The sequence below is a fragment of the Haloarchaeobius sp. FL176 genome (genome assembly GCF_024609245.1).
GTDB lineage: Archaea > Halobacteriota > Halobacteria > Halobacteriales > Natrialbaceae > Haloarchaeobius.
Genome location: NZ_JANJYH010000012.1, coordinates 66,047 through 87,120, shown reverse-complemented (window position 1 = coordinate 87,120; position 21,074 = coordinate 66,047). Strand labels below are relative to the sequence as shown.

Genomic DNA, 21,074 nt, shown 5'->3' with positions numbered 1-21,074 from the left:
TCACCACCGCCGCTGCTCGACCGGCTGATCGAAGACGCTCAAAAGATCCACAAGCGACGACCAATCTTACAAGAGACGCTCGCTACCGCTACACAACCGAGGTGTGAGGCTTAACTAAAGACGGATGAATTGGGGTCATATCCTTCTCGGGTATCGTATTCCGTAGGGTCAATAACCTTGAACTGGAGTCTCTCTTCTTCGAAGAGGGGGTATACGGCAGCGTTACGTCTTCGGTTGAAATACCAGCGGTTCGTTATAGGTAGTCTCCCGCCACAGGAGGGACACTCAATACTATACGCCCGGTAATAGTGGCTTGGCGCAACCCCGTTCCTTTCGGGGAAAAATTGGCTGAGTTCCTTCTCAACATGGCTCTCAATCTCCGACATCCACTTCTCCAGTTCAGATTGAATTGACCCGACAGAGACCGCGTAGTCAAGGATAACCTTGTTGAGCAACCACGCGACCGGATTTAGCTCATTAGAAATCGTCGGGAGACGGTATCGAAGAGCTTCTAACGGAATCGTCCCTCCGCCCGCTGTCGGGTCAAGAACTACTGGTAAGTCTCCATCCCAGTGTTCTCTTAGTTGCTCATGCAGGTTCTCAAATTCAGACTCAGACGGGACTCGGCGGTGTGGGTATTCGTAACCAAAGTGCTCTTCAATAGTTCCTGAACGATTGTCTTTGGTTGAGTATTTTCGGAGAACGTAATCGGAGAGATTCCCATCTATATTTTCCTTCGGTCCTACACACAGATATTTGAGGAGTTCTTCATCGGAAACATCCTGTGGGAGAATTGATGCCAAAATCGCTAGCCGTGTCGCTGCGGTAGGTCGCCGAGCAAACCATTTGAAGATATTCCGGTGAGGAGACATAGTCTCCGGATTAGCCTCTTTCAGGCACTCTATTCCCACGGTTTTTGTCGGGAGAACTGATTCGGCTTTGACGGGTTTGAACTTGCGGTCCTCTACTGAATCGGTGTTGTCAGTCATGAGTTGTTAGAGATGGTCGGCAAGCAGTACTCGCAGCGCTTTCACTCCGTTCGGACTGGATGGAGACCGGCACTTCGCGTGCCAGTAGTAGCACTCCTCCAGACTCATCCGTGCGATGCTGTCCGCGACAGTAGTCAGCTTCTCATACTTCTGGAGCCGCTTCATCGCGAGGAACGCGATGGTCAGTCGAATCCCGCTACTTTCGGAGAGTACGGCCGAGCCCTCTCCGCGCATCACGAAATCGGTGTCAATCCCACTGTCGTTCAGCACGTCACGCACCAACCGGTGAACGGCCTGCTGACGGCTGTCGGAGAGGGTCGTGATTTTCAGGGCACACCAATCGTTCCACTGCCAGTCGTTGGGAGTGCGGGCAGAAGGTGCCCCGACGTTGGAGAGGTCGAGGACGCCGGTCGAATCTTCCTGTGCGTCCGGAATCGCGTCCGTGATGCCGGTCCTCGTGAGCGTCCGGTTGCTGTTCGCTCGACTGAACCGCTTCTGGCGTCCATCTGCGAGGTCTTCGGGAATCAGTTCATATAGCGTGAGACCCGCGTCGTCGCCTAGCCGACGCGTCAAGGCGAACGTCGGCCGGCCGCCGTACATGCTACTACCGTAGGCGAACGACTCCGCCTCAATGCTCATGCACTCACCTCTTCACTCTGCTCCGATGCCTCTTTCACAACTCCTGAGACGACCAGTTCCACGTTGTTAATCCCACCGAGGCTTTCGAGTGCCTCCTGTAGTACGTCGAGAGTTGCTTCACGGGAGCTGTCCTCCATCGACTCTGTGTCGATAGTCAGGACTGCTTCTCCTTCCGAGTCCCCGCCCGCGCTGATGAAGCTCTCCGGGATATGGTTCGTCCCGAAGTGGTCGGCGAACTCGGCTGCAGACCCCTCGAAGCCAGCCTCGAAGACACTGGCAGAGGTGTCGGCTCCTTGTGCGACGTATTCGAACACGATGGAGGTTGCTTCCCCGATGGTATCTAAATCTTTGAGCTTGTTCGAAATGAACCACGCCCGCTCCCAGACTTGGTCGCCCTCCAATTCGATTTCGATGGCGTCGACCTCGACGACGATATCGCTGCTGGACACGTCGTAGTTGTCCCGCAGACGCATCTTCTTCTGGTCGATGCCGCCGTTCACGTCCGAGAACGCGCCCGTGATTGCACTCGGCGAGTCCGTGCTGACGTTGAACGACAGTTCGGAACGCCGCGGCGGACTGATTCCCCCACCAGTCCCACCACCGCTGGTACCTCCGCCCGTGCCGCCAGTACCACTACTGCTTCCTCCTTCCGAGCCACCTTGGTCTTCGCCTCCTTCCTCGGTCCCCTCGGGGAAGTCGAGGTCGTGCTCGGCGAGCAGTTTCTCCCCGTCCCCGTAGACGTGGTGGTCGTCGCTAATCAGGACACTCGACATCGGGAGGTCTGCCGACATCTGCTCTGCCTCGGAGAGCGTTTTCTCACCTTCCGCGGTGTTCACAGTCATTCCCTCCGAGCAGTAGCCTTCGTCGGCAGTATCGTCCCAGAACACGTACGTCGACATGTCGCTGGTCGTCACGGCCCGGATGGTGGCTCGTAGCGGCCTCGGGTCGAGGAGGATGCGGATGTCCGTCCGCTTCGCGACGAGCTTGCGGATGTCCAGCGTCGTCATCGAGTCTGGCTCCGACTGCCAGATACGGTTCCGGAACCACGTCGTGCCGAGTGCGCCCTCGTCCTGCGTGATGAGCTTGTCGAGGCTCTCCAGATTCTCGAAGACGATGTCGTGGAGGTCCGAGCTGTCGTTGACTGAGTCGATGGTATCGTTCGATAGCCCGTCGGAGTCTGGGTAGTAAAGGTGCCGATAGGATTGTCGGACGGATTCACCGAGGAGAGCCGATTCCTTTTGGAGGCGCTCGTCGAGGTCGTCGCGCTGAGCGCTGTTGAGCTCGGCCTCCCACGCCTCTCCGTTGAGAATCCGCTCCATCGCTTTCACGCGCCGTGCGTGGTCGAGCGCCCCGTCTGTCTCTTGCTCGCCAGCAGCGAGGAAGACGAGGTTGTTGCGGAAGACTCGCTTCTTTTCCGAGCCCGGCGAGTTGCCAGTTTTGTTCGCCAGCGTCTGGAGTAGCTCTGGAGGCTTGTCGAGGTCGCTGGTGACGGTCACTGCGTCGAATCCCATCACGCAGAGCCGCACCGTGTCGTAGTCGTCAGGGACCTCGTAGGGGGCCTGTGGGTCGTAGATGGTTTCGAAGACCCCACCACCGAGAGCTCCACGAATCGTCTGTTCGAGTCGGTTCCGAGCGACGCCCGGCTCGATTTGCTGCGCCTCGTTCGTGATTAGCTTCGAGATTTTGGGTTCGCCTTTGAATCGGAGAAGTCCGTTCTCTGTTTCGTAGAGGAAGAATGCCTCCGTGTCTGGGTTCGACCCCGTCTCGTTCAGGTTCTTCAGAGCATCACGGTAGTGGTCGAGCTCGACCCCGGGTTCCAGAATCATCTCCCAGAGCTTCCGTCGAGTTACACCACGACCGCGATTCCCCCCGGAGACGATGCTCTTCCAAAGGATGCTCGTGCCGAGATGAGTCGCAATCGGCGGGTGGCCCATCGGCGTCCAGTTGTCGTCTTCGTACTGACACGCGGCCTTGCCGTCGTTCGTGTAGATGTCCGACTTCGAGGCCGTCCGGAGGTCCTGCTCGATGTGCTCGAAGAGGTCGAGTAGCGTCGACCAGACGTGGTCGTCCGAGGGGTGCATATCGAATGTCCGGACGTAGTGGCGGCCCTCGTTGGTGTCTCGGTCGTTCCAGATGCGGTGGACTGCTCGTGAGACAAGTTTGAGCGCACCGCGCGTGCGCTGGAAGCTCGGGAGCGTGTCAATCTCCTTCCCGAGCAGGTCAATGAGCGTCGGGTGGAACGGATAGGCCTGTTCGAGCTGCTCGCGGAACTCGGCTTTGGTCACCCGGTCGGGGAGTTCGTCCTCGAACTTGCGATAGTAGCTCTGGTACTCCTCGGCGACTCGGGCAGCGACATCGTCATCGACGGATTCGAACAGACGGTGTTGCAGGACTGCCGCGACCTCGTCGTCCTCGGTAGGAGTCACCGAGTGCTCGGTCCGCTCGGAGATATCGTCAAGGTCGTCGATGAGGTCCTGCACCTCTTTCGCGCGGTCCTCGAACGCAGTAGCAGAAACTGAAAGGATGACCGTGACTGCGTCCGTGTTCTGGCTCGCTCGCATAAGCGACCAAAGGAACGAGTTAGTCTGGTCGGCCAACGTCGAATCTTCGACGCCGACTGCGGCAGCCTGTTCGAAGTATTGGGCTACCTCGTCGATGAGCACCAGTCCCGGGTCGTCGAGTGTGTCGAAGAGTTCCGTGATGTCCGACTCTCCGGGTGCGACGCGGTTGTCATCGTACTCGCTAAACTTCGCGTATCCGTCCGCTCCAGCGAGCTGATACGCGAGCTCGCCCCACATCGTCTGCGTATTCGGGGCGTTCTCGTCGTCCTTGTTGCACTTGGCGTTGGTCGCGCTGACGTAACCTCCCTCGAAAACGGCTGTTCGAACAGAGAGGTCATTTTTGATGTTCTCGAACTCGGCCAACGCCTCCTCGTCGACGATATATTTCTCCAAATCCTCGATAGCATCCGGGTTTTGGGAGAAGTGATAGGCAGCTATCTGCGAGTGCGTTTTCCCTCCCCCGAACACGGTGTCGAGAGAGAGCAACCCGTCCTCACCGCTGAATTCTCCCGTCTCCTTCCCTGCGTAGCGCTTGGCGAGGAGCGTCAGAAGGTCTTGTAGCCCGTCTGTTGCATACGTCTTCGAGAAGAAGGTGTCGGGGTCGCCGTAGATGTCCGGAGCCTCATCCGCTCGGAAGACCACATCGGAGAGCTTCGCCGCGAACTCGTTTTCCGAGAGTGACCCGGACAGCACGTCGTCGTGTGGAGTACACGACTCAAAGAGTGTGGGAACTTGTGGAGGCATTGATGATATCGGGACAGATGCAGTGGGGGTAGTAAGTAGTTACGTCCGTTTCCGGCTTCGACAATAATAGTCAATGATTCTATTGGTGGTAGTGAATATCGGTTCCTCCGAACAGTGTGGTAGTATTCTGACCTACCAGTGTTGGTAGGACAGATTTTGGTCTAACTGACAGCGGGACCTCCGTGGGACCCCCTGTAGGTAGTAAACTGCCTCCTAACCGAGGAGGCTATATAGGGGAGTACAGAGAGAGTCCGGCTAGATTTCGGCTTTATTTCTCTATTTTTGGGCTGAACCGGTGGGTTGCTACCAGATTCCCGCGAATCCGACCTGCCAACACTGGTAGGTTGGTGGTCCACCGCTGCTGTAGGGGCCTCGACCCCCGCTTCAGCGTCTCTGCTGTGCTTTTACCTACGTTTCAGCCGTATTTACCTACCACGGTTGAAGGGGGATTCTCCGTGCCTAACCAGATATCTGTGCTCCGCGAGCATCGAGAACGTCTTTTGCTCGCTTATTGACTTCATCAGTTGCTGTCGGAGTCGGGATGAGCACGACAACCCCCTCGTTTGCTCGGCGGCGGATACCGGTCCCCGCATGAAGTTGGAGCCGCTTCGCCGCATTCGTCAAGAGAATTCGATGGCCAGAACCGCCGAGAGGTGCTAAGGAGGACACGGTCGATGGGCGGCGACCATCTTCGCCTTCTCCTACATCGAGCAGCCTCACGAGTTCGACTGGCGTCAGTTCATCCATGGTCTTCCCCGTGGTGCCCGCATCGTAGAGCTCAATCCATTGCTCTGTAGGCATACTTTCACGGGTGACGAGGATGAGGTCGTGGTCAATCACGGTAATCCGGAGTGAATCCCCATCCTCCCATCCAGCGAGGTCAATCAGGGCTTTGTTCACGTAAACTCCGTACGAGGTCTTTGCATTTCCACTGACCTTGTGTAGTTGAACCATCTACTCACCCCCGTAACTCTCGTCCGACGTATTCTCGATATCGTATCCAAGGGCGATTCTATGGGCATTCCAGAGGGTGTCCATGGTAGCAGAGACTGCGATTCCGACTTTATGCGTATCTTCAACCCGGGTTTGCTTCCTCACAGCAGAATCTGCTACTGTATCGAGTGGCTTTCGGAGTCAAAACCACCTTCCCACTAACTCTCAGTCCATCCGTAGGACGAGATAACGGAAGCGCTCGTTCTTCGAGAGACCTATGTCATCACGATAGTCGAAATCAGCCCATTCGATGCGGTACTCCCCATCGAGTTCAAGCGGGTCCTCGTGCCCGCCGTTGACCATCCACGGTTTGATTTCCGACCAGTTGAGGACCCCTTCACGGGTTACGCCCTCATGAACTCTGAACTCGTCGTATAGTGCGCTCTGCTGTGGTTCAGTCCAATAGTTCGAGTCGTTAGTAAGTAGGACGACATATCCGTAGCGGCCTTGTTCCGAGACAATCTCTTCTACTCGACGAATATCCTCGAAGAAACGGTAATGGGCTCGGTCGTGGGCACCCTGTCGGCTTAGCGTGAAGGTCTCGTCGAATGCGTCATCTTCGACGGTAGTGCTGTCAGTCTTGTATTTCAGCTCAATCGGGATTGTCACATCTTCTCGCCGAACTCCGATATCGACCTTCATATCAGAGTTCGGCATCCACTCCAGCCGCACCCGCTTTTCACCGTACATTTGGGAGAGTTCGGCTGCCAGCGCCATTTTCAGGTGGTCCTCAGAGTGGTAGACTTGGTCCAGTCGCTTCATCCCCCATTCTACGTCAACCATACGCCACTCTGAGGGTATTTTGATTATTAACGTCCGGGGTCAGGGAACGACCTTAGCGAGCGAGGAGTTACTGTATTGTGGGACCACAAATCGATAGACTGCGTCGCATTCCAGAGAGAAAGTATATTAGCCGACTCATCGTACTCATTAGTGTCTGATGTGTTGTTGCGGAAGGTTCCGTGGCACCTCATAGAGACCTTCAGATAGTCGCTCTCTCAGTAAGGAATACGTCAGCACTGACGGGGGTGATAGCTGAAAAAGTAGCGTGAAAGATAATGAGCATAGATACACGAGACACAGAAACAACGTATAGACTCCATGATTACGACGCGAACAGAATCGAGCTAAGCCCTGACCTCCACCGAGAACACAAGCACTACGTCGTCTCGCGCGACAAAAGCGGAACGTACACTGTCTACGCGATGGACGCGGACGACTGGGACGACCTCCCGATTGACGGGAGCGGCCTATCCTACGTGTTCGACGGCGACTTAGAAGACTACGGCGCGGAACCCGTCGACGCCGACCCGTACGAAATCGAGACCTACGACCTCGCCACACTCGCCGACGAATTACACAAAATCGAGAACGGGGAAGTAGGCGTAATGAGCGAAAGGTTCTGGGAAACAATCTGGAACGCTGAACCGCGAGAGGCCGTGTACGTTGGCGAATGTCCCGGATACAACAACGCTGACAACCGGCCCCGAGCTGAAATCTACGATATCGCTGGCTACGCAGTCTTAACCGTTGAAGACTACGACAGAACAGAACTACACGTCGTGCATGGAGCGGATGAATACGATATATTGTACGACGCCGTGTACCCGTACTCAGACGACCAGAACGATGAAAAACGCGGACAAGCGGAATCCCCGTCAACTCCCGAAGACGTGGAGTTCACGTTCGAACTCGAAACCGTCGGAATCATTGGGGACGCGGTAGCACGCGACATTGCCGACCGACTAGAACACGCCCTGTACGAACCGCGAGAAACGCACTTGAGCGACCAAGAGCACAAAGCGTGGGTTCTCACTCGCGTACGCAGTCTGTCATATGAGTCGGCCGCTGAAAACATGGGTGTCGGGGTGGAGACTGTCAAGACGTACATTTCGCGCGTGTCGAAGAAGCGGCAGAAAGCTCGGAACACGCTCGAACTACTGGAAAGCTGAATTTTAGGCCCTGTTGAAACCCTATTAATTCGACACTTCTGCTTCTGAAACAGCCGTTACGTGTTGGTGCATAGATAATGAATCGCCCGTCCAGTGTAGTGAAACAAGTATTGTTAATTATCGTGTAGACTCAAACGCGAGTACGCTCGTTCAAGCCCCTATTTTTCGTCGAACCGATTCTACAATAGAGGCGAAACCAGCCAAAGTACTCGCGATAGATGCAATTCCGAACAACGTTTTTGCGCCGAAGTATATCCGCCGGTCGAACATGTGCCACTCATTCTGATGCCGGAGTGCGAGGTCGCCTCGTCCCGGGCCGGGCCATAGCCCGTCACTCTGGAAGACGAAACGTTCGCCTTCCATCGCTCGTTGCACGACTTCTTTGTCCTCAGCTGTGAGGTCTTCGTAGTCAAACATCCAGCGGGCGTCGGTAGGGTCTTCGACTGTTCCAGCATAACTGAACTCATATCGTACCGCACCGAGTCCGAAGGCGGGCGTGACGACGAGGAGTAGCACCACCCCCAGAAAGAAGAACATGAATACACGGGTTGGAAAATGCCGCGAAAGACCTTGTTTCATATATTGAGTACGATGGTCAATAAGATAACCTTTCTGACGATATGGCTTGATAGATGAATGATGGAAGTAATACATCTCTCCTCTGTATTGACCGCAACCGGGTCAGGTCTGTCACCTGCTGAGGGTTTCAACAGAGCCTCGCTCACAGAAATTTCACTAGCTGTCTGAATCTACGTAGTCAGCCAATTCAACCCCTTTTCTAACGAAATAATCATATACTGCGATTGGTGACCAAGACATCCTACCCGTCTCCTGCATCATCAATTCAAACGGCACACCAGCAATTGTATTCCAGACTGCAGGTGGGTCCCACGGTTTCCCCTCATGCGAATGGGAATCATCAATAAGAACAACACCTCGGATAATATTCGACTCATCCATTCGAGCTTCAAATAGTCTCTCGTGAGTTCCACGGTGCGGTAGCGGAATTTCTTCGCGTGAGCAACCCGAACAGTACACGCGGTGCGCGACCATTCCGTCTTCTACCTCTGCATAATCTTGGTCTGCCGCATATACTGTTATCTGATTCGACAACTCCTCACCGCACAAGTCACATTTCAACCCGGCTGGAGGTTGTGTGCCTTCAAGCTGATTGGCGTCTAGCTGGTCTGGGCCCGTGGAATTCGATGCCATTCTGGTTGTTGGTTGGTCCTAAATAGTATTGGCTGTATTCTTAGCGGCAATATATCAGTAAAATTTTACTTTGCTTCATATTTGGTTAGCGTTGCGAGCTCAAAAGGTCCGAGCAGATGAGCGAACCCAACGACCCGTGTGTGAATCAGCCTCTAAAGAGTATGAATTCATTGTGTGTACGCCGGGCGGTCAGATAACTAAGTTATCATTCAGATAAATAACAAAGTATGCTATCACATAACTCAAAATGTCCTACTACTACCCTTCTCGGACATAACTGCTACTCACGTGGCGAAATACTCCGTAAACACCCCTCTCATGGCGAGAATTACAGGTACAGACACACAATATCTCTAAATACGGCCGACTAAGATATTAGTCGGACATCTACGATGCAACTCGAACCCAACCCCGAACGAGGGATGAAGGTACGCCTCACCCCGGAGGAACTCACACACGCTATCTCCTACTACGACAACATCGAAGACGAATCAGACGACAAGAGATACATTGCGCTCGCGCTCATGGGCCGAGCAGGTCTCCGCTCGTTCGAGGTTTCCCAAATCCGCTGGGAACATATCGACGATGCCAACGAGAACAGTTGGCACAAACTCAAGGTTCCCAAAGGTAAGGGCGACAAATATCGCGAAACTCGACTCCCTCACGAGCTGTACCTCTTTATCCGAACGTACATTCGCGGTCTCGAAGGCCGTAACGCTCCGCTTGTGGGCGTGGCAGAGCGGACAATCCGCCGCTGGGTTGAAGATGTCAGAGAAGACTTCGGCGGGGCCACTTACGACGAAGATGGAAACGTAGTGGGATGGACGAAAAATGAAGACTGGAAGTACCTCACAACGCACGACTTCCGGCGTTCATGGGCACATATCCTCGACGACGCTGCAGTTGAGCCACGAGTTATCCAAACGATGGGCGGATGGGAGAATCTGGAGACAATGTACAAGCACTACGTTGGTAAGCCGAGTGACGAACGCATCAACGACCAACTTGGTAAGCTCGGGAACCTCCGTTCCTGAGATAATTGAAGTAGCCACGTGACCCCCAGTACGTATGGACCACGCTTCTCTCCCCGACAGCTACTACGCGAACGACCTCTGGCACGACAGCCCACTCACCGATGACGAGCGTGAAGCCCTCCGAGACGAAATCCGACAACTTGTCCTTGCTATCAAAGAGGAGATTCATCTTGACGACATTGAGCATCCCGGCATCGGCGATATCGAACTCACCAGCTTCCGTGACGAAGATGCGCTCAATATCACGGTCTACCTCATCTCTGACGAATTGGGGATAAACCCGGTTGGGAACGAGACCTTCGATGAAGAGGGCGAAGCCACCCTATCGGACGAAGCTCACTACCTTCGAGACCTCGGCCACACATGGAGGGCTGTTGAATACGACTTAATCAGCGAGCTCGTTTTGATGCTCGACCTCCCGGAACTGTCGGACGAACTCTCCGACTATCTGCTTGGAGGTGACGAACACGGCCCCTGTCTCTATTGTACGATGGATAGCCCGGCCAACGCGGCCTTCTCCGTGACTGCGCATATCCCTGAGACGACGCAGCGAATCTATGATAACGCTGAATTTGAACTCGCTCGTAAGCTCAATATCCCCATTGACGGGGCGAGCAAGTAGCTGTCGCCAATGTTTTAGGGACATCAAACCACGGTAGACGAGTATCAGCTATAAGCGCCTCCCAGCAACCTCTGGGATTTATTCTTCTTGCGGCTCCCCGAAGAAGACCTGTAAAACCACTTCTCTTTCTTCATCTTTGACGAAGTAGCTACGACTTCCCTCGTCAGAGTCGTAAGAATCCAGTTGTTCAAGTGCATTTGTGACTGCATCCATATCTCTCTCACGTGTGAGAGTGCTTCGGAGCCACTCAGACCGTCCACCTCCTGTTTCCATGGCACTCTCCATTGCAAGGCGAATTGGCTCAGAATCAACAATTGCCGCATGGTCCGACGAGTGAATCGTTGCATCGCTTGGCACATCTTCTTCATCAACTACCGTGGCGGCTACTGCTCTCCCATCCTTCATGCTACGATAGACACCATACCATCCCCCTGCTGTCGCTCCAGTTGCAATCCCGACCGGACCGAGCGGGGACCCTACGACGCCGCCTATGAGCGCACCTGTACCAGCTGATGGTCCGGTACTCGTGACAGTCGAACGGAATCCATCGATTGCATCCGCGAATTCCAACGACTTGAGCGCGTTTCCAATCCCGCCAGCGTGTGCAGCTACGTCGTTGAGATTCTGCGCGATATCCTGTTGTACACCCGATAGCTGCTCCGGTGCATTTGGAAGATGTTCCGAGATGCTGACTAGCAAACCATCCTCACCTGAATCGACTCCGTCAACCGTCTCAAACGAATCATCATGCTGAAAGCAGAAGCGGTTCCCCTTCGCCATTCGGCTACAACGACTTCCAGAGTGAGTTATCGCGATACACCGTTCCGCTTCCGGAATCTCAGCCATAGGAGATTATTTTTTGCCTATCAAATAAGTGTTAATCTCTTTAGAAGACCTAACAAATAGGTTGTCGCGAGTAGATTTATCATTCTAGCCCGGAATACTCGCCCTATGTCGTTTCGATACGCCCGAGAGGTCTGGCGATAATGTCTGTAGAATTGCTATCTGAAACCGACCTCTACGGCCAGTGGCGCGACCGCTGGAAAGACTTTCTGACCGATATTGAGGAGGCAACAAACGACAAGGAGATTGAACGGAAACTCCGTGACAAGGTCACGATTGGGAACGCTGAACGCCGAATCGCGGGTGGCCACGAAGGTCGGGAAATTCTAGAACTACTCCAGAACGCTCGTGATGCCATCCAGAAGGGGGAGAAAGACCGAGGACATGTCTATATCGGGATTTACGACGAGGGGGTCATGGTAGCCAACACAGGTTCCCGGTTCGATTTCTTCAATCCCAAAGTGGAGAAGGCGGTGACAATGATTGGTGAAACGGGGAAAGGTGACGATGATGATGGCCAATCGATTGGACATAAGGGAGTCGGGCTGAAGTCAATCCTTGCGACTGGCGACTCGTTCGAGATATACACGCGTCCCGACAGCACCTCGGATAATGTTCTCGGAGTGAAACTCAGTCGCACCTATCTCCTTGGCGCACTCCTTTCACGACTCGGTGTCGACGTTCCGCTTTCCGACCTTGTGAAAGACATCCGCGACCCCGGATTACAGACACTACTCCGTGACCATGAGAACACGTCCCCAGTAAGCCTCGATTCTGAAATTCGAGACGCGCTCTCCAAGCTTCCTCTATTCAATTTCCCAGTACCCGTCAACGTGGATAAGTCCAATGACGAGGTAGTCCAACGGGCTAAGGACCTTCTCCGTGACGAAGAAAAACCTGAGCAGTTCCGAACGGTCGTTTTCGTCCGTTATGCGGATAGTCAGTGGAGGGAGTTGCTGGAACAGTCTGATATCTCACTTCCTGATGAAGGAGGACGGTCACTCGCTGACCGGCCGGACCGCATCTGGGAGTATCTCTCCCACTCTGAAAACCAAGAGGGCCTGCGGAAGGAGACACTCGTTCAACTCGGTGGTATCAAGTCACTACAACTCGAACGGAACTCGACTTCCAAGCCATCAATTAGTGAGAATTGGTCTGTGAATCGGTCAGGGGATACGAACCCACTCAACTCCGCTCTGCACCATGAGACTGTGGAGGTTCAAATCGATGGGAGAGACCGTTCGTATCGAGAAGTATTCGACCAGTTCCGATATCGAGAAGATACTGACCACGACGTAAGCCTCCTCGTGGGGAAAGAGACGACGACAGCCTCAAACCAATATCCACGAGAGTACCCTCTGTATCTCTACTATCCGATTCAGAACACGGCTACGACGGCGTTCCCGTTCTGCTTACACGGACGATTCCGAGTCGAGACGAACCGTAAAGACCTGAGCAACAACAACATCGAGGAGAACAAATCGGTGTTGAAGGAAGGCTTAGACCTGATTGAAGCAGTCTCCGTCGAGACAGCACGGAAGACGGATAGTGAGGGTCCTTACGGTCAAGCGTATCCGTGGCTGTTGCTACCCCCGGTAACAGAGACCGTCACCGACGACCCTACAACTCAATCCGAGCTTCTCCGCTGGTTCTGTAAGCAGCTCTATGACCGCCTACGGGAGAACCCGAACATCGCTCTCGATGCAGACGACGAACCCGCGTCACCAGCCAGTACCTTACTCCACTGGAACGACCGGACGTTAGCCAGCTACTGCTCACTTGGACGAATCGAAACTCCTGCTAGCACGGAAGAGGAAGACAAACTTCGTCCCCTTCCTGCAGAGCACGTTCTTGCCGCGTATCAGGCGTTCCCATCTCGTTGGGTTGACCGGCTGCGAGAACTCCTACTCTCGGATACAGCTGCTGTCGACTATACAGACGAGGTCGTCCGGGACTGGGCAGCGACGTTGTCGAAGCGGTTGACTGGGTTCGATGAGTCGACGGTTCGAGTCAACGAAGAAGATGGCCGAAACCTGCTCTATGGTTTCGTTGACCTCGTCTTTGACTGTACTGATGGCGACGATGATATTGAGGAGCTTCTCACAGACCTCTCTGACCCGCTAGAAGGGGTCTATCTCCTCCCCTGTACGATTCCCGGTGAGGAAAGTGCAGAAGATTCCCTCCAACTCGTGCCGATTGAACGTCGACAAAGTCCCCAAGGAGAACGGGCGCGTGGAATCCAATCACGGTCCGTTATCTGGGACATCAAATCCGCCAGCAGAACGACGACGACGCCCGAAGCCCCTCATCCGAAGACGAGCTTCACGGTCTACTTCTTCGACGGCAAGGCAGAGCAAGACGAATCTATCCACAAACTGCTCTCACTCTCGGGCCGTCTCTGGGGTATTCGTGCGTACGAGGGTATTCCGAGTTTCGTCCGGTCGTTACTGGACGCCTTTGCGTTCGGGTCGAAGGGTGTACTGAAGCCGGTCGACTTCGCATTTCTCACAGACACCGCCCGAGACTTAGGGCAGGAATCCACCGACTTGCAAGTGGGCGAAGGGGAGTATCTCCCCATCTCATACCTGAATTCCGCCATTCAACAGTCAGAAGGTGACCAGCGCCGGAATCTCGAACGACGAATTCAGTTACGAAACTGTTCCATTCAATTACCGAAACAGGAGTCTCCGTATCCCATTCGGACGACCGCACTAAGCGATGCGTGGCAGGCGTACCTCCTCGACGACGAGGGGGATGATGAGGAAGAATCCGCCGCGTTGCAATCGCTAACGTATCCGACAGCCACGTGGCCCGACCCACCAACGGTTTCGTGGGAGGCCATCTCGAACTTCCGGTCCATCGAGACCGAAGATATCGGCCGCACTCTCTCTTTACTCGGCGCATCTTCGTTTCCGAATATCCGTGTTGTCTGGATGTACGGCGACGACCACCCCGATATGCGCCAGCCGACAGAGTGGAACCCGGATGTTTGGCCAGAACAGGAATTTGGTGACACTGCACCACCGATTATTCAAGACCTCATCGAGGTGCTCCACGGATTTGATGGAGCGTATCAGCGTTGGATAACTGCTCCCGGCTTCCATCCACAGGAGACCGCCGGGCACTCATCCAAGTGCAGCGTGAAACTAGATGGAGGACTCCACGAGACGAATCTCGCTTCGTGGGTGTGGTGTGACGATATCGAGACGCTTGAAGAGCAAGGAAAGGATGTAATTGAACTCCTCCGACGACACGGGGATACGCTTCTCGACTCCTTACTCCGGACGGGATGGTCCTGCACGAACGGGCATATGCGACGAGACTGGAGTGGGACAGTCCCGACGCTCTTCAATTGGCAACTTCGACAGCTCAGTGTGTGGGGTTCCGTGCTTACTGTCCACGATGACGTTGCGGACCGATGGTCTGAGGGAGGACACACGCTCGATTTCGCGGTTCAAGCAGGCAGTTCGCAAGGTGCTCAGGCGGCACGTCTTTTCCCGAGTATCGACCCGGATGTGGACGACACCCCGAGCGAAGAGGTACTATCCGCACTCGGTGTGAAGTCGATAGATTCGCTGAATTCGACGCAGGCGGCACGTCGCCTTCAGAAACTTCAGGAGGTGCTCGCGGTCGACTCACTGGATGCGGGACAGACCAGACTTCACATCCCATCCGGCCGAGAAAGCGATTGGAATCAAGCGTACACCAAGCTGCTCAAGCCGTTAATGCAGCGCCTGCCGGATGACGACCCAGCAGATGCAGAGTTCGCTGATGGTGGCTTCCTCACGCACTTCCCGCTTCTTGATGGAGACTCGTGGATTAGCGTCCCCGTCGATTGGCTTCGTGAAATCGCAGAGAAACGAGTCCGGTACTACAAAGACCAGTCACCGAAACCGTGGGAGAAACACGAGGTCTCGGAATACGATTACTACGTTCTCCAGCACACGTCGGAGGGCCCCTTCGTCCGTATGGCGAACCATTTCGGGGTGAAACAAGTCGACGCTTCGAAGCCGATTATTCAGTGGGCCGACGCGGAACGGAAGCTGGTAGAGGATGACCAGCTGTCGGGTCACCTACGTTCGGTTCGACAAGAATTGCTTGAGCGGCGAGACCTGCTCGTAGCCTCGACCGAGCGTGAGAAGGAAGACGAGATTCGAAACACTGCGGAGAGCCTTCGCTCGGCGATAGATAATCTGGCTGTGCTTGAGTCCTTCCCCGATGCTATCGAAGCACAACTCTCTGACCGCGCATCTGGACTCTATCAGACAGCAGACGCTCAGACGGGTCTCGCATTCAATCAAAGCTCCTGTAAGGCCCCCCCAACGCTGTCGAGTCTTGCCATGGGTCTCGCGCTGCTGGTCGAGCGCCCAACGAACATCGCAACCTTCCGTGAAGCCCTTCAGCAGGATGTGTCAATCGAGGAATTGGAGACTCGATGGGAACGGTTGACGTTCCCCGTCGACACCGTCAGGCGGGTCCTCGGCAGCGAACTCACGAAAGAGCTACAACAACGATTCACCGGGATTGAAGCCCTTCTCGGCCAGTTGGAAGACTCGGTTGACCTGCCCACGGACGACGCCCTCTCTGACCTCACAGATGCCGATTCAGGAGTCACAGAAGCGACAAAACGCTGGTTCGCAACTGGAGGACAACCTCCAGAGATACTGGAAGAGTACGACCGCGTACTGGAACTCGGTAAGAACATCCGAGAGAGGCTTCCCGATGAGTATCACTTCGTTCTTCGGAAGCTGTTCCATCCTACAGAAAGCACGACGTGGCAAACCGCGCTTCGTGACCAATCGCTGTCGGAGGAACAGGAAGCAGCCCTCATCCGATGGTTGCTCAACAACAGTAGCACCCTCCCGTCTCGTCCGGTGGACCCGACGATTCGAGCGGGATGGAGGCGGTTGCTCGCACTCGTCGAAGTCTGGAACAACACCGACGTAACGGACTTATCCGAAGTCAGAACGTGGCGTCGCCGGACGACCAGTTTCAAGGACTCGGTAGATGTCGATTGGACAGCTCGGGCACCCACGCTGGTAACTTCTGAAACCGCACCACCGGTTCTGTTCTTCCTCGCTACGGAAGAGGAACTTCAGCGGGCATGCGACGAATTCGCGAATAACGTTAGTGAAAGCCTCTCCAAGAATTCTGAGGACATTAGTGCGGTGCTCACGCAGTACGTCTATCAGGACGAGTTCCCAGAAGACCCAGCGGCGAATGAAACGAGTTCCCGGGAACACCAAGAGCAAGCATTTGCTGAGCTCCAAGACCAGCTCGCAGACACGGAAGGGCAGGCACTCGTTCAGGACGAACTGGATGGGGGAGCTGAGCTAGCGAACACGTCTTCAGGTAGTCTCTCAGTTTCAGAAGGTTCCGATAGCGGGGGTGGTGGAAGCCGACAATATACTGGACGGGGACAGCAAGCAGAGGTGTATACCATCGTCTCGGTACTTGACCGGCTCTCAGAGTGGCTCGAACACAGCCCTCGTGGACTGATGCGACACTTCAAGTCCCAGTTTCAGAAGTTGTACGAAGAGCAGCAGGCCATGGACTACAAGTGGCACGTGGAGAACGCATGGCAAAGCGGCCTCCTTGACATACTACAGGACACCGCCTTTATTGATGAAGAGCAGCACCGCCAGTGGCGAACCAAATTGGGAGATTCAAAGCTATCCAACCTCCCACTCGTTCGTCTTCTGAACGTTACTCAAGAGCAGGGCCCGGGATTCGACATCATAGACCCCTTCGGTCCCCTCAACACAGACCTACGTCGGGAATTGGCTTCGATTCGATTCGCCCCAGTTGAGGTCAAGGCTGTCGGTGGTACAGAGCCCCCGTTTCACTTCCGACTCACCACGAACGAATATCGTCGCTGCAAGGCCTTCGTGAGCGAATCTGACCATCCATACATCATCCGGCTGGTCTACGTTCCTGACGCTGAGACACCTAACTGGCCTGTCCGCACCGAGTTTGTCAGTGAGAAAGTGATTGAGGACTCCGACGAGTTGAACCGGCTAATGGAGGTTGAACGGTTTGAGAGGGTTGTCAAGGGCGGCTATATGAACATGAATTTGGGATAGCTCACCAGTCCAATTCAGTAGCAGAGCTACCTTCGAACGTTATCGTCGAACCGCATCTGGCAGCTGCCCCACTCAAGTTTCGATAACGGCCATCGGATGCTTGTCTATGGACTCTGCCCGCTTGCGCACAAAGATGTTATCCGAATGGCTCAACTGGAGATGTACTTCACCGTTTTCGGGATGGTCATCGTCCTGATGCCACCGCCATTCAAAAGTTTGAGATTGGCTCTAATTATATGAACGAGTAGTGCGAAGGTGGGGATACAATGACGAATGCGCTAGGTGGGTCGTGGGACGAAATGAGCGGTCGAGAGCGTGTTCGAGCGGTCATGGAGACGCTAAACGATGCTGCAACGGTGCAGGAAATCTCGGACCGCGCGGATGTCTCTCGAAACACAGCAGATGACGAACTCAAACAGATGGAGGCAAACAATCGAGTCCATCAGACCCTCGTAGATGGGAAGAAGGGCTATCAGCTCAACCCTGTTAAGCTGTTCCTCGATGAGATAATGGAACTCATCGAGGAACACACGCGGGATGAATTGAATGTCGAACTGGTGAACATCAAGAAGGAAAAAGAGGAGCTAGAGGATGAGTTCGACGTGGAGTCGCTAACGATGTTCCGCGAGCAGATGTTAGAGAATGAGGACCTCTCAGCGGATGAACTGCGGGAAAGGCAGAACGTCGCGTCAACGTGGGAGACGCTCAAAATGGAGGAGAAACTCTACCGGCACGCACTGCGACTCTATGGTGATGTGCAGGACATCTCATCGGCTGACTCAACTGCACCGGCTACTCTCCCCTGATATTTCAGTCAGCGCTTTCAAGCGGGTACTCTTGGAACCGGGCGGTGGTGGCGGTGGTGGAAGCGTCGATGCGGCATCCGCGCTCCATACTCGCGAACGAAGGTTACTCACGGGCGAACCTCAGTTTCTCTTCGCTCAAGTTCATCAGCATCTCCGCCTTTGGCCCGGCCCGCCAAATCGAACTACCCTCAGATGTCCGAGATAGCCAATCGTAGGCCTCTGCCTCCCTGAGAACTCTCCGCACGGTCGACCTTTCTTCAGGTTTGAACGGTAGCTTGTTGAGTTTGAATCGTCCAGTCCGGGCAATCTGTTCTAGCACCGAATTCCAAACCTCATCTCTTAGTGTCACTATCTTTCATATTCATCTACGAGTGCGGCACATATGAATCAGCAACTTTAGGAGAGAGTATTGTGGCTGAATAAAACCAATGTACTCTGGAGCCGAGCGGACATACATGACGGATTACCCTCCAACGTTGACCGATGGACATGCCCGATACTATCGGTCCGAGAGTGACAGGAATTTTTACCTTTGTGGTCGGTGCTCGCTGAAGGTGTCCGCACGGGAAGTACGCGAGAAGATACACCTCCACCGATGCCGTTGTCGAAGCTAGAGAATTTTCTGGACCTATCGAGAGCGATAAATGACACTTCTGGGGCCACATGTGACTCGGTTGGCTACGACCCAGACCGGATGCTGGCTAGACTTAGCTCGGGCAGTTTACGTTATTCACTATTTGCGCCAAGGAGACGTGTGATTATCGCTCGGCGCTCGTCGACTTGCTCATCGGTCAGGTTGAACCCTTCAACTAGGCACTACTCGTTTTTGCTTATTGGAGCCGTTTCGCCGGCTTTCTCCGACAAGTAGCCGCACAATACAGTAACTTATTTGAAAATACCGAATATCTTATATTCGCACCACCCATAGTCGTACTCGAAGATGAGCACCACAGACGAACCATCGAATGAGAGCACGGCACTACCAAATCCCATACGAGCACTGAACGACCCACTCGTCAGCTGCCCAATCGTCTGCGGCGAGTATATGCGAGCCACCGGATTCTTCTATCGAACAGAATCAACCACATATCTCGTCACCGCCCGGCACAACCTACGACCAACAAGAGTCTCAATCTCTAACCCGAAAACGGGCGGACAACTCATCGAATATTCTTCGGGGGAAAATCATTCCCACATCGACATTTACCTCGCGTCCCCAGATGGCTGGGAGTGCAAACGAATTGATACCCGAGATAACCTCGATACACGGTTGAATCAAGCGTTCAATCTTGATGTCGTCGCACTCCGTATCAGATTCGAACCGGAGAACCACGGATACCGCGTATGGACCCCCGAATGTATTAGAGACCCACATAACGAGGACGACGAACTGATGACCGTCGGTTTCGACGGAGCTTCATTCCCAGAATCGACCGAGTCGTACTCCAGACGACGGTACCGGACCTCGATTGGAACGCCCCGTCTTGTTCCTTTTGAGAATTCGTCGAAGCACATGACAGACGTAGAGATACCCCATATCGGAATCGGACTGGATACAAGTGCCGCTGGGAACTATCCGGGACTGAGTGGAGCTCCTGTTCTAGGGGATGGGCTCGTGGGAATCCACATAGCAGACGATGCTCTCCCTGATGACGCGCTGACACAGCTTGATTTACCACATGCCCGCCGACTCGTCTACTTTCGTCCATCTTGTCTCCAAGACTTACTGGCGACCACTACCGAGTGAAGCTCCAGTGGCCTGTTGAACCCCTCAACAACTTATACAAGCGGCATGCTGCACTCTTCGTCGAATAGTCTTGTCAATGAGGTTGGTCCGACTCGCTACACGGACCCAAATGAGATATCCAATATCTCGCCAACCTTGACATGGAACGCACTTAATCACGGTCGCGTTGATGCGTCGTTGTCCTCGTGTTCTCAAAGGTGGCTTTTCAAATCATTAGCGGAATCTGCTGGTGACGAATTCCCCGTGATGGATATTTTGAGGACCTGAGTGGCCGTGGCACCACGACGCACTTTGATGAGGAAGTGCTTGACCGACTGCTGGAAGAAGTTAATTATCAGTCCGACTCTCGGCGCAACGTGTTATTGACACACCTCTACCGAGGTGAGCGACCTGCTGGGCACCCGGAGTATGAAGTAGACCATATTTTCCCGCGAGGTAAGCTAGGTGACGGAGAATACTTAGAGCAGCACGATGTCGCACCCGAGAAGGTTGACTGGTACAAAGACCATCGGGACCATCTCGGCAATCTACAACTCCTCAGTAGTGATGGAGAGAATCAGTCGAAAGGCGACCGTGACTTCAGTGATTGGCTTGAGCGAGTAGAAGAAGGTAAAGTGGATAGTCTGACCGATAAAGAGGATTACTTCGAGGTTCACCGTGTACCACAGGAGGAAGTGCAGCACGAGTATCCACAGTTTGAACGCTTCTTGATGGGGGAGTCTGGAAGGACACAGCTCATCAGGAAAGAATTGAGAGAGGCACTCCCCCTCAGAAATCCGCCTTGGCAGTAGACGACTTGCAGGCGCAGGCAGGTAGTGAAATCGTATAGCAGAGTCTGCTACTGTCTAA

At 54.2% G+C, this 21,074-nt stretch carries 13 protein-coding genes; 6 read left to right on the top strand and 7 right to left on the bottom strand.

Annotation, left to right across the window (positions count from 1 at the left end):
* Positions 1-110: 110 nt before the first annotated feature.
* The 5 genes from NO978_RS17240 to NO978_RS17220 all read right to left on the bottom strand — a co-directional run bounded on the left by NO978_RS17240 (position 111) and on the right by NO978_RS17220 (position 6,709).
* Positions 111-989, bottom strand: a complete 879-nt coding sequence (locus tag NO978_RS17240; RefSeq protein WP_257300800.1) for a DUF1156 domain-containing protein — start codon at positions 987-989, stop codon at positions 111-113.
* 6 nt (positions 990-995) lie between these two features.
* Positions 996-1,628, bottom strand: coding sequence for a hypothetical protein (locus NO978_RS17235; protein WP_257300799.1), 633 nt, complete (start codon positions 1,626-1,628; stop codon positions 996-998).
* On the bottom strand, positions 1,625-4,882 hold the full coding sequence (locus tag NO978_RS17230) for a DUF499 domain-containing protein (protein WP_257300798.1): 3,258 nt from the start codon (positions 4,880-4,882) through the stop codon (positions 1,625-1,627). The genes NO978_RS17235 and NO978_RS17230 overlap by 4 nt, the downstream gene beginning before the upstream one ends.
* A 510-nt stretch (positions 4,883-5,392) precedes the next feature.
* The gene (locus NO978_RS17225) at positions 5,393-5,887 is read right to left on the bottom strand and encodes a hypothetical protein (protein WP_257300797.1); all 495 of its coding nucleotides are present in this window, start codon (positions 5,885-5,887) and stop codon (positions 5,393-5,395) included.
* Positions 5,888-6,091: 204 nt separating this feature from the next.
* Positions 6,092-6,709 carry a hypothetical protein gene (locus NO978_RS17220; protein ID WP_257300796.1) on the bottom strand — a complete coding sequence of 206 codons (618 nt, stop codon included), beginning with the start codon at positions 6,707-6,709 and terminating at the stop codon, positions 6,092-6,094.
* A gap of 275 nt (positions 6,710-6,984) precedes the next feature.
* On the opposite strand from NO978_RS17220, the gene NO978_RS17215 reads away from it, so the two are divergent.
* The gene (locus tag NO978_RS17215) at positions 6,985-7,878 is read left to right on the top strand and encodes a hypothetical protein (protein WP_257300795.1); all 894 of its coding nucleotides are present in this window, start codon (positions 6,985-6,987) and stop codon (positions 7,876-7,878) included.
* 150 nt (positions 7,879-8,028) lie between these two features.
* On the opposite strand, the gene NO978_RS17210 is transcribed toward NO978_RS17215, so the two are convergent.
* Positions 8,029-8,415, bottom strand: a complete 387-nt coding sequence (locus tag NO978_RS17210; RefSeq protein ID WP_257300794.1) for a hypothetical protein — start codon at positions 8,413-8,415, stop codon at positions 8,029-8,031.
* A 1,067-nt stretch (positions 8,416-9,482) separates the two neighbouring features.
* Here NO978_RS17210 and NO978_RS17205 point away from each other — a divergent pair.
* Both NO978_RS17205 and NO978_RS17200 read left to right on the top strand, forming a co-directional pair.
* A complete protein-coding gene (locus tag NO978_RS17205) occupies positions 9,483-10,124 on the top strand; it encodes a site-specific integrase (RefSeq protein WP_257300793.1) in 642 nt (213 codons plus the stop codon).
* 34 nt (positions 10,125-10,158) lie between these two features.
* Positions 10,159-10,746 carry a hypothetical protein gene (locus tag NO978_RS17200; protein WP_257300792.1) on the top strand — a complete coding sequence of 196 codons (588 nt, stop codon included), beginning with the start codon at positions 10,159-10,161 and terminating at the stop codon, positions 10,744-10,746.
* A 78-nt stretch (positions 10,747-10,824) separates the two neighbouring features.
* Here NO978_RS17200 and NO978_RS17195 read toward each other — a convergent pair whose 3' ends face one another.
* Positions 10,825-11,592 carry a DUF5763 domain-containing protein gene (locus tag NO978_RS17195; protein WP_257300791.1) on the bottom strand — a complete coding sequence of 256 codons (768 nt, stop codon included), beginning with the start codon at positions 11,590-11,592 and terminating at the stop codon, positions 10,825-10,827.
* Between the two features lie 140 nt (positions 11,593-11,732).
* Between NO978_RS17195 and NO978_RS17190 the strand changes: the two genes are divergently transcribed.
* The 3 genes from NO978_RS17190 (at position 11,733) to NO978_RS17180 (ending at position 21,016) form a co-directional block, all read left to right on the top strand.
* On the top strand, positions 11,733-17,672 hold the full coding sequence (locus tag NO978_RS17190) for a sacsin N-terminal ATP-binding-like domain-containing protein (protein ID WP_257300790.1): 5,940 nt from the start codon (positions 11,733-11,735) through the stop codon (positions 17,670-17,672).
* Positions 17,673-17,938: 266 nt separating this feature from the next.
* The gene (locus tag NO978_RS17185; protein ID WP_257300789.1) at positions 17,939-18,478 is read left to right on the top strand and encodes an ArsR family transcriptional regulator; all 540 of its coding nucleotides are present in this window, start codon (positions 17,939-17,941) and stop codon (positions 18,476-18,478) included.
* Between the two features lie 2,049 nt (positions 18,479-20,527).
* On the top strand, positions 20,528-21,016 hold the full coding sequence (locus tag NO978_RS17180; RefSeq protein WP_257300788.1) for a DUF1524 domain-containing protein: 489 nt from the start codon (positions 20,528-20,530) through the stop codon (positions 21,014-21,016).
* Positions 21,017-21,074 lie beyond the last annotated feature (58 nt).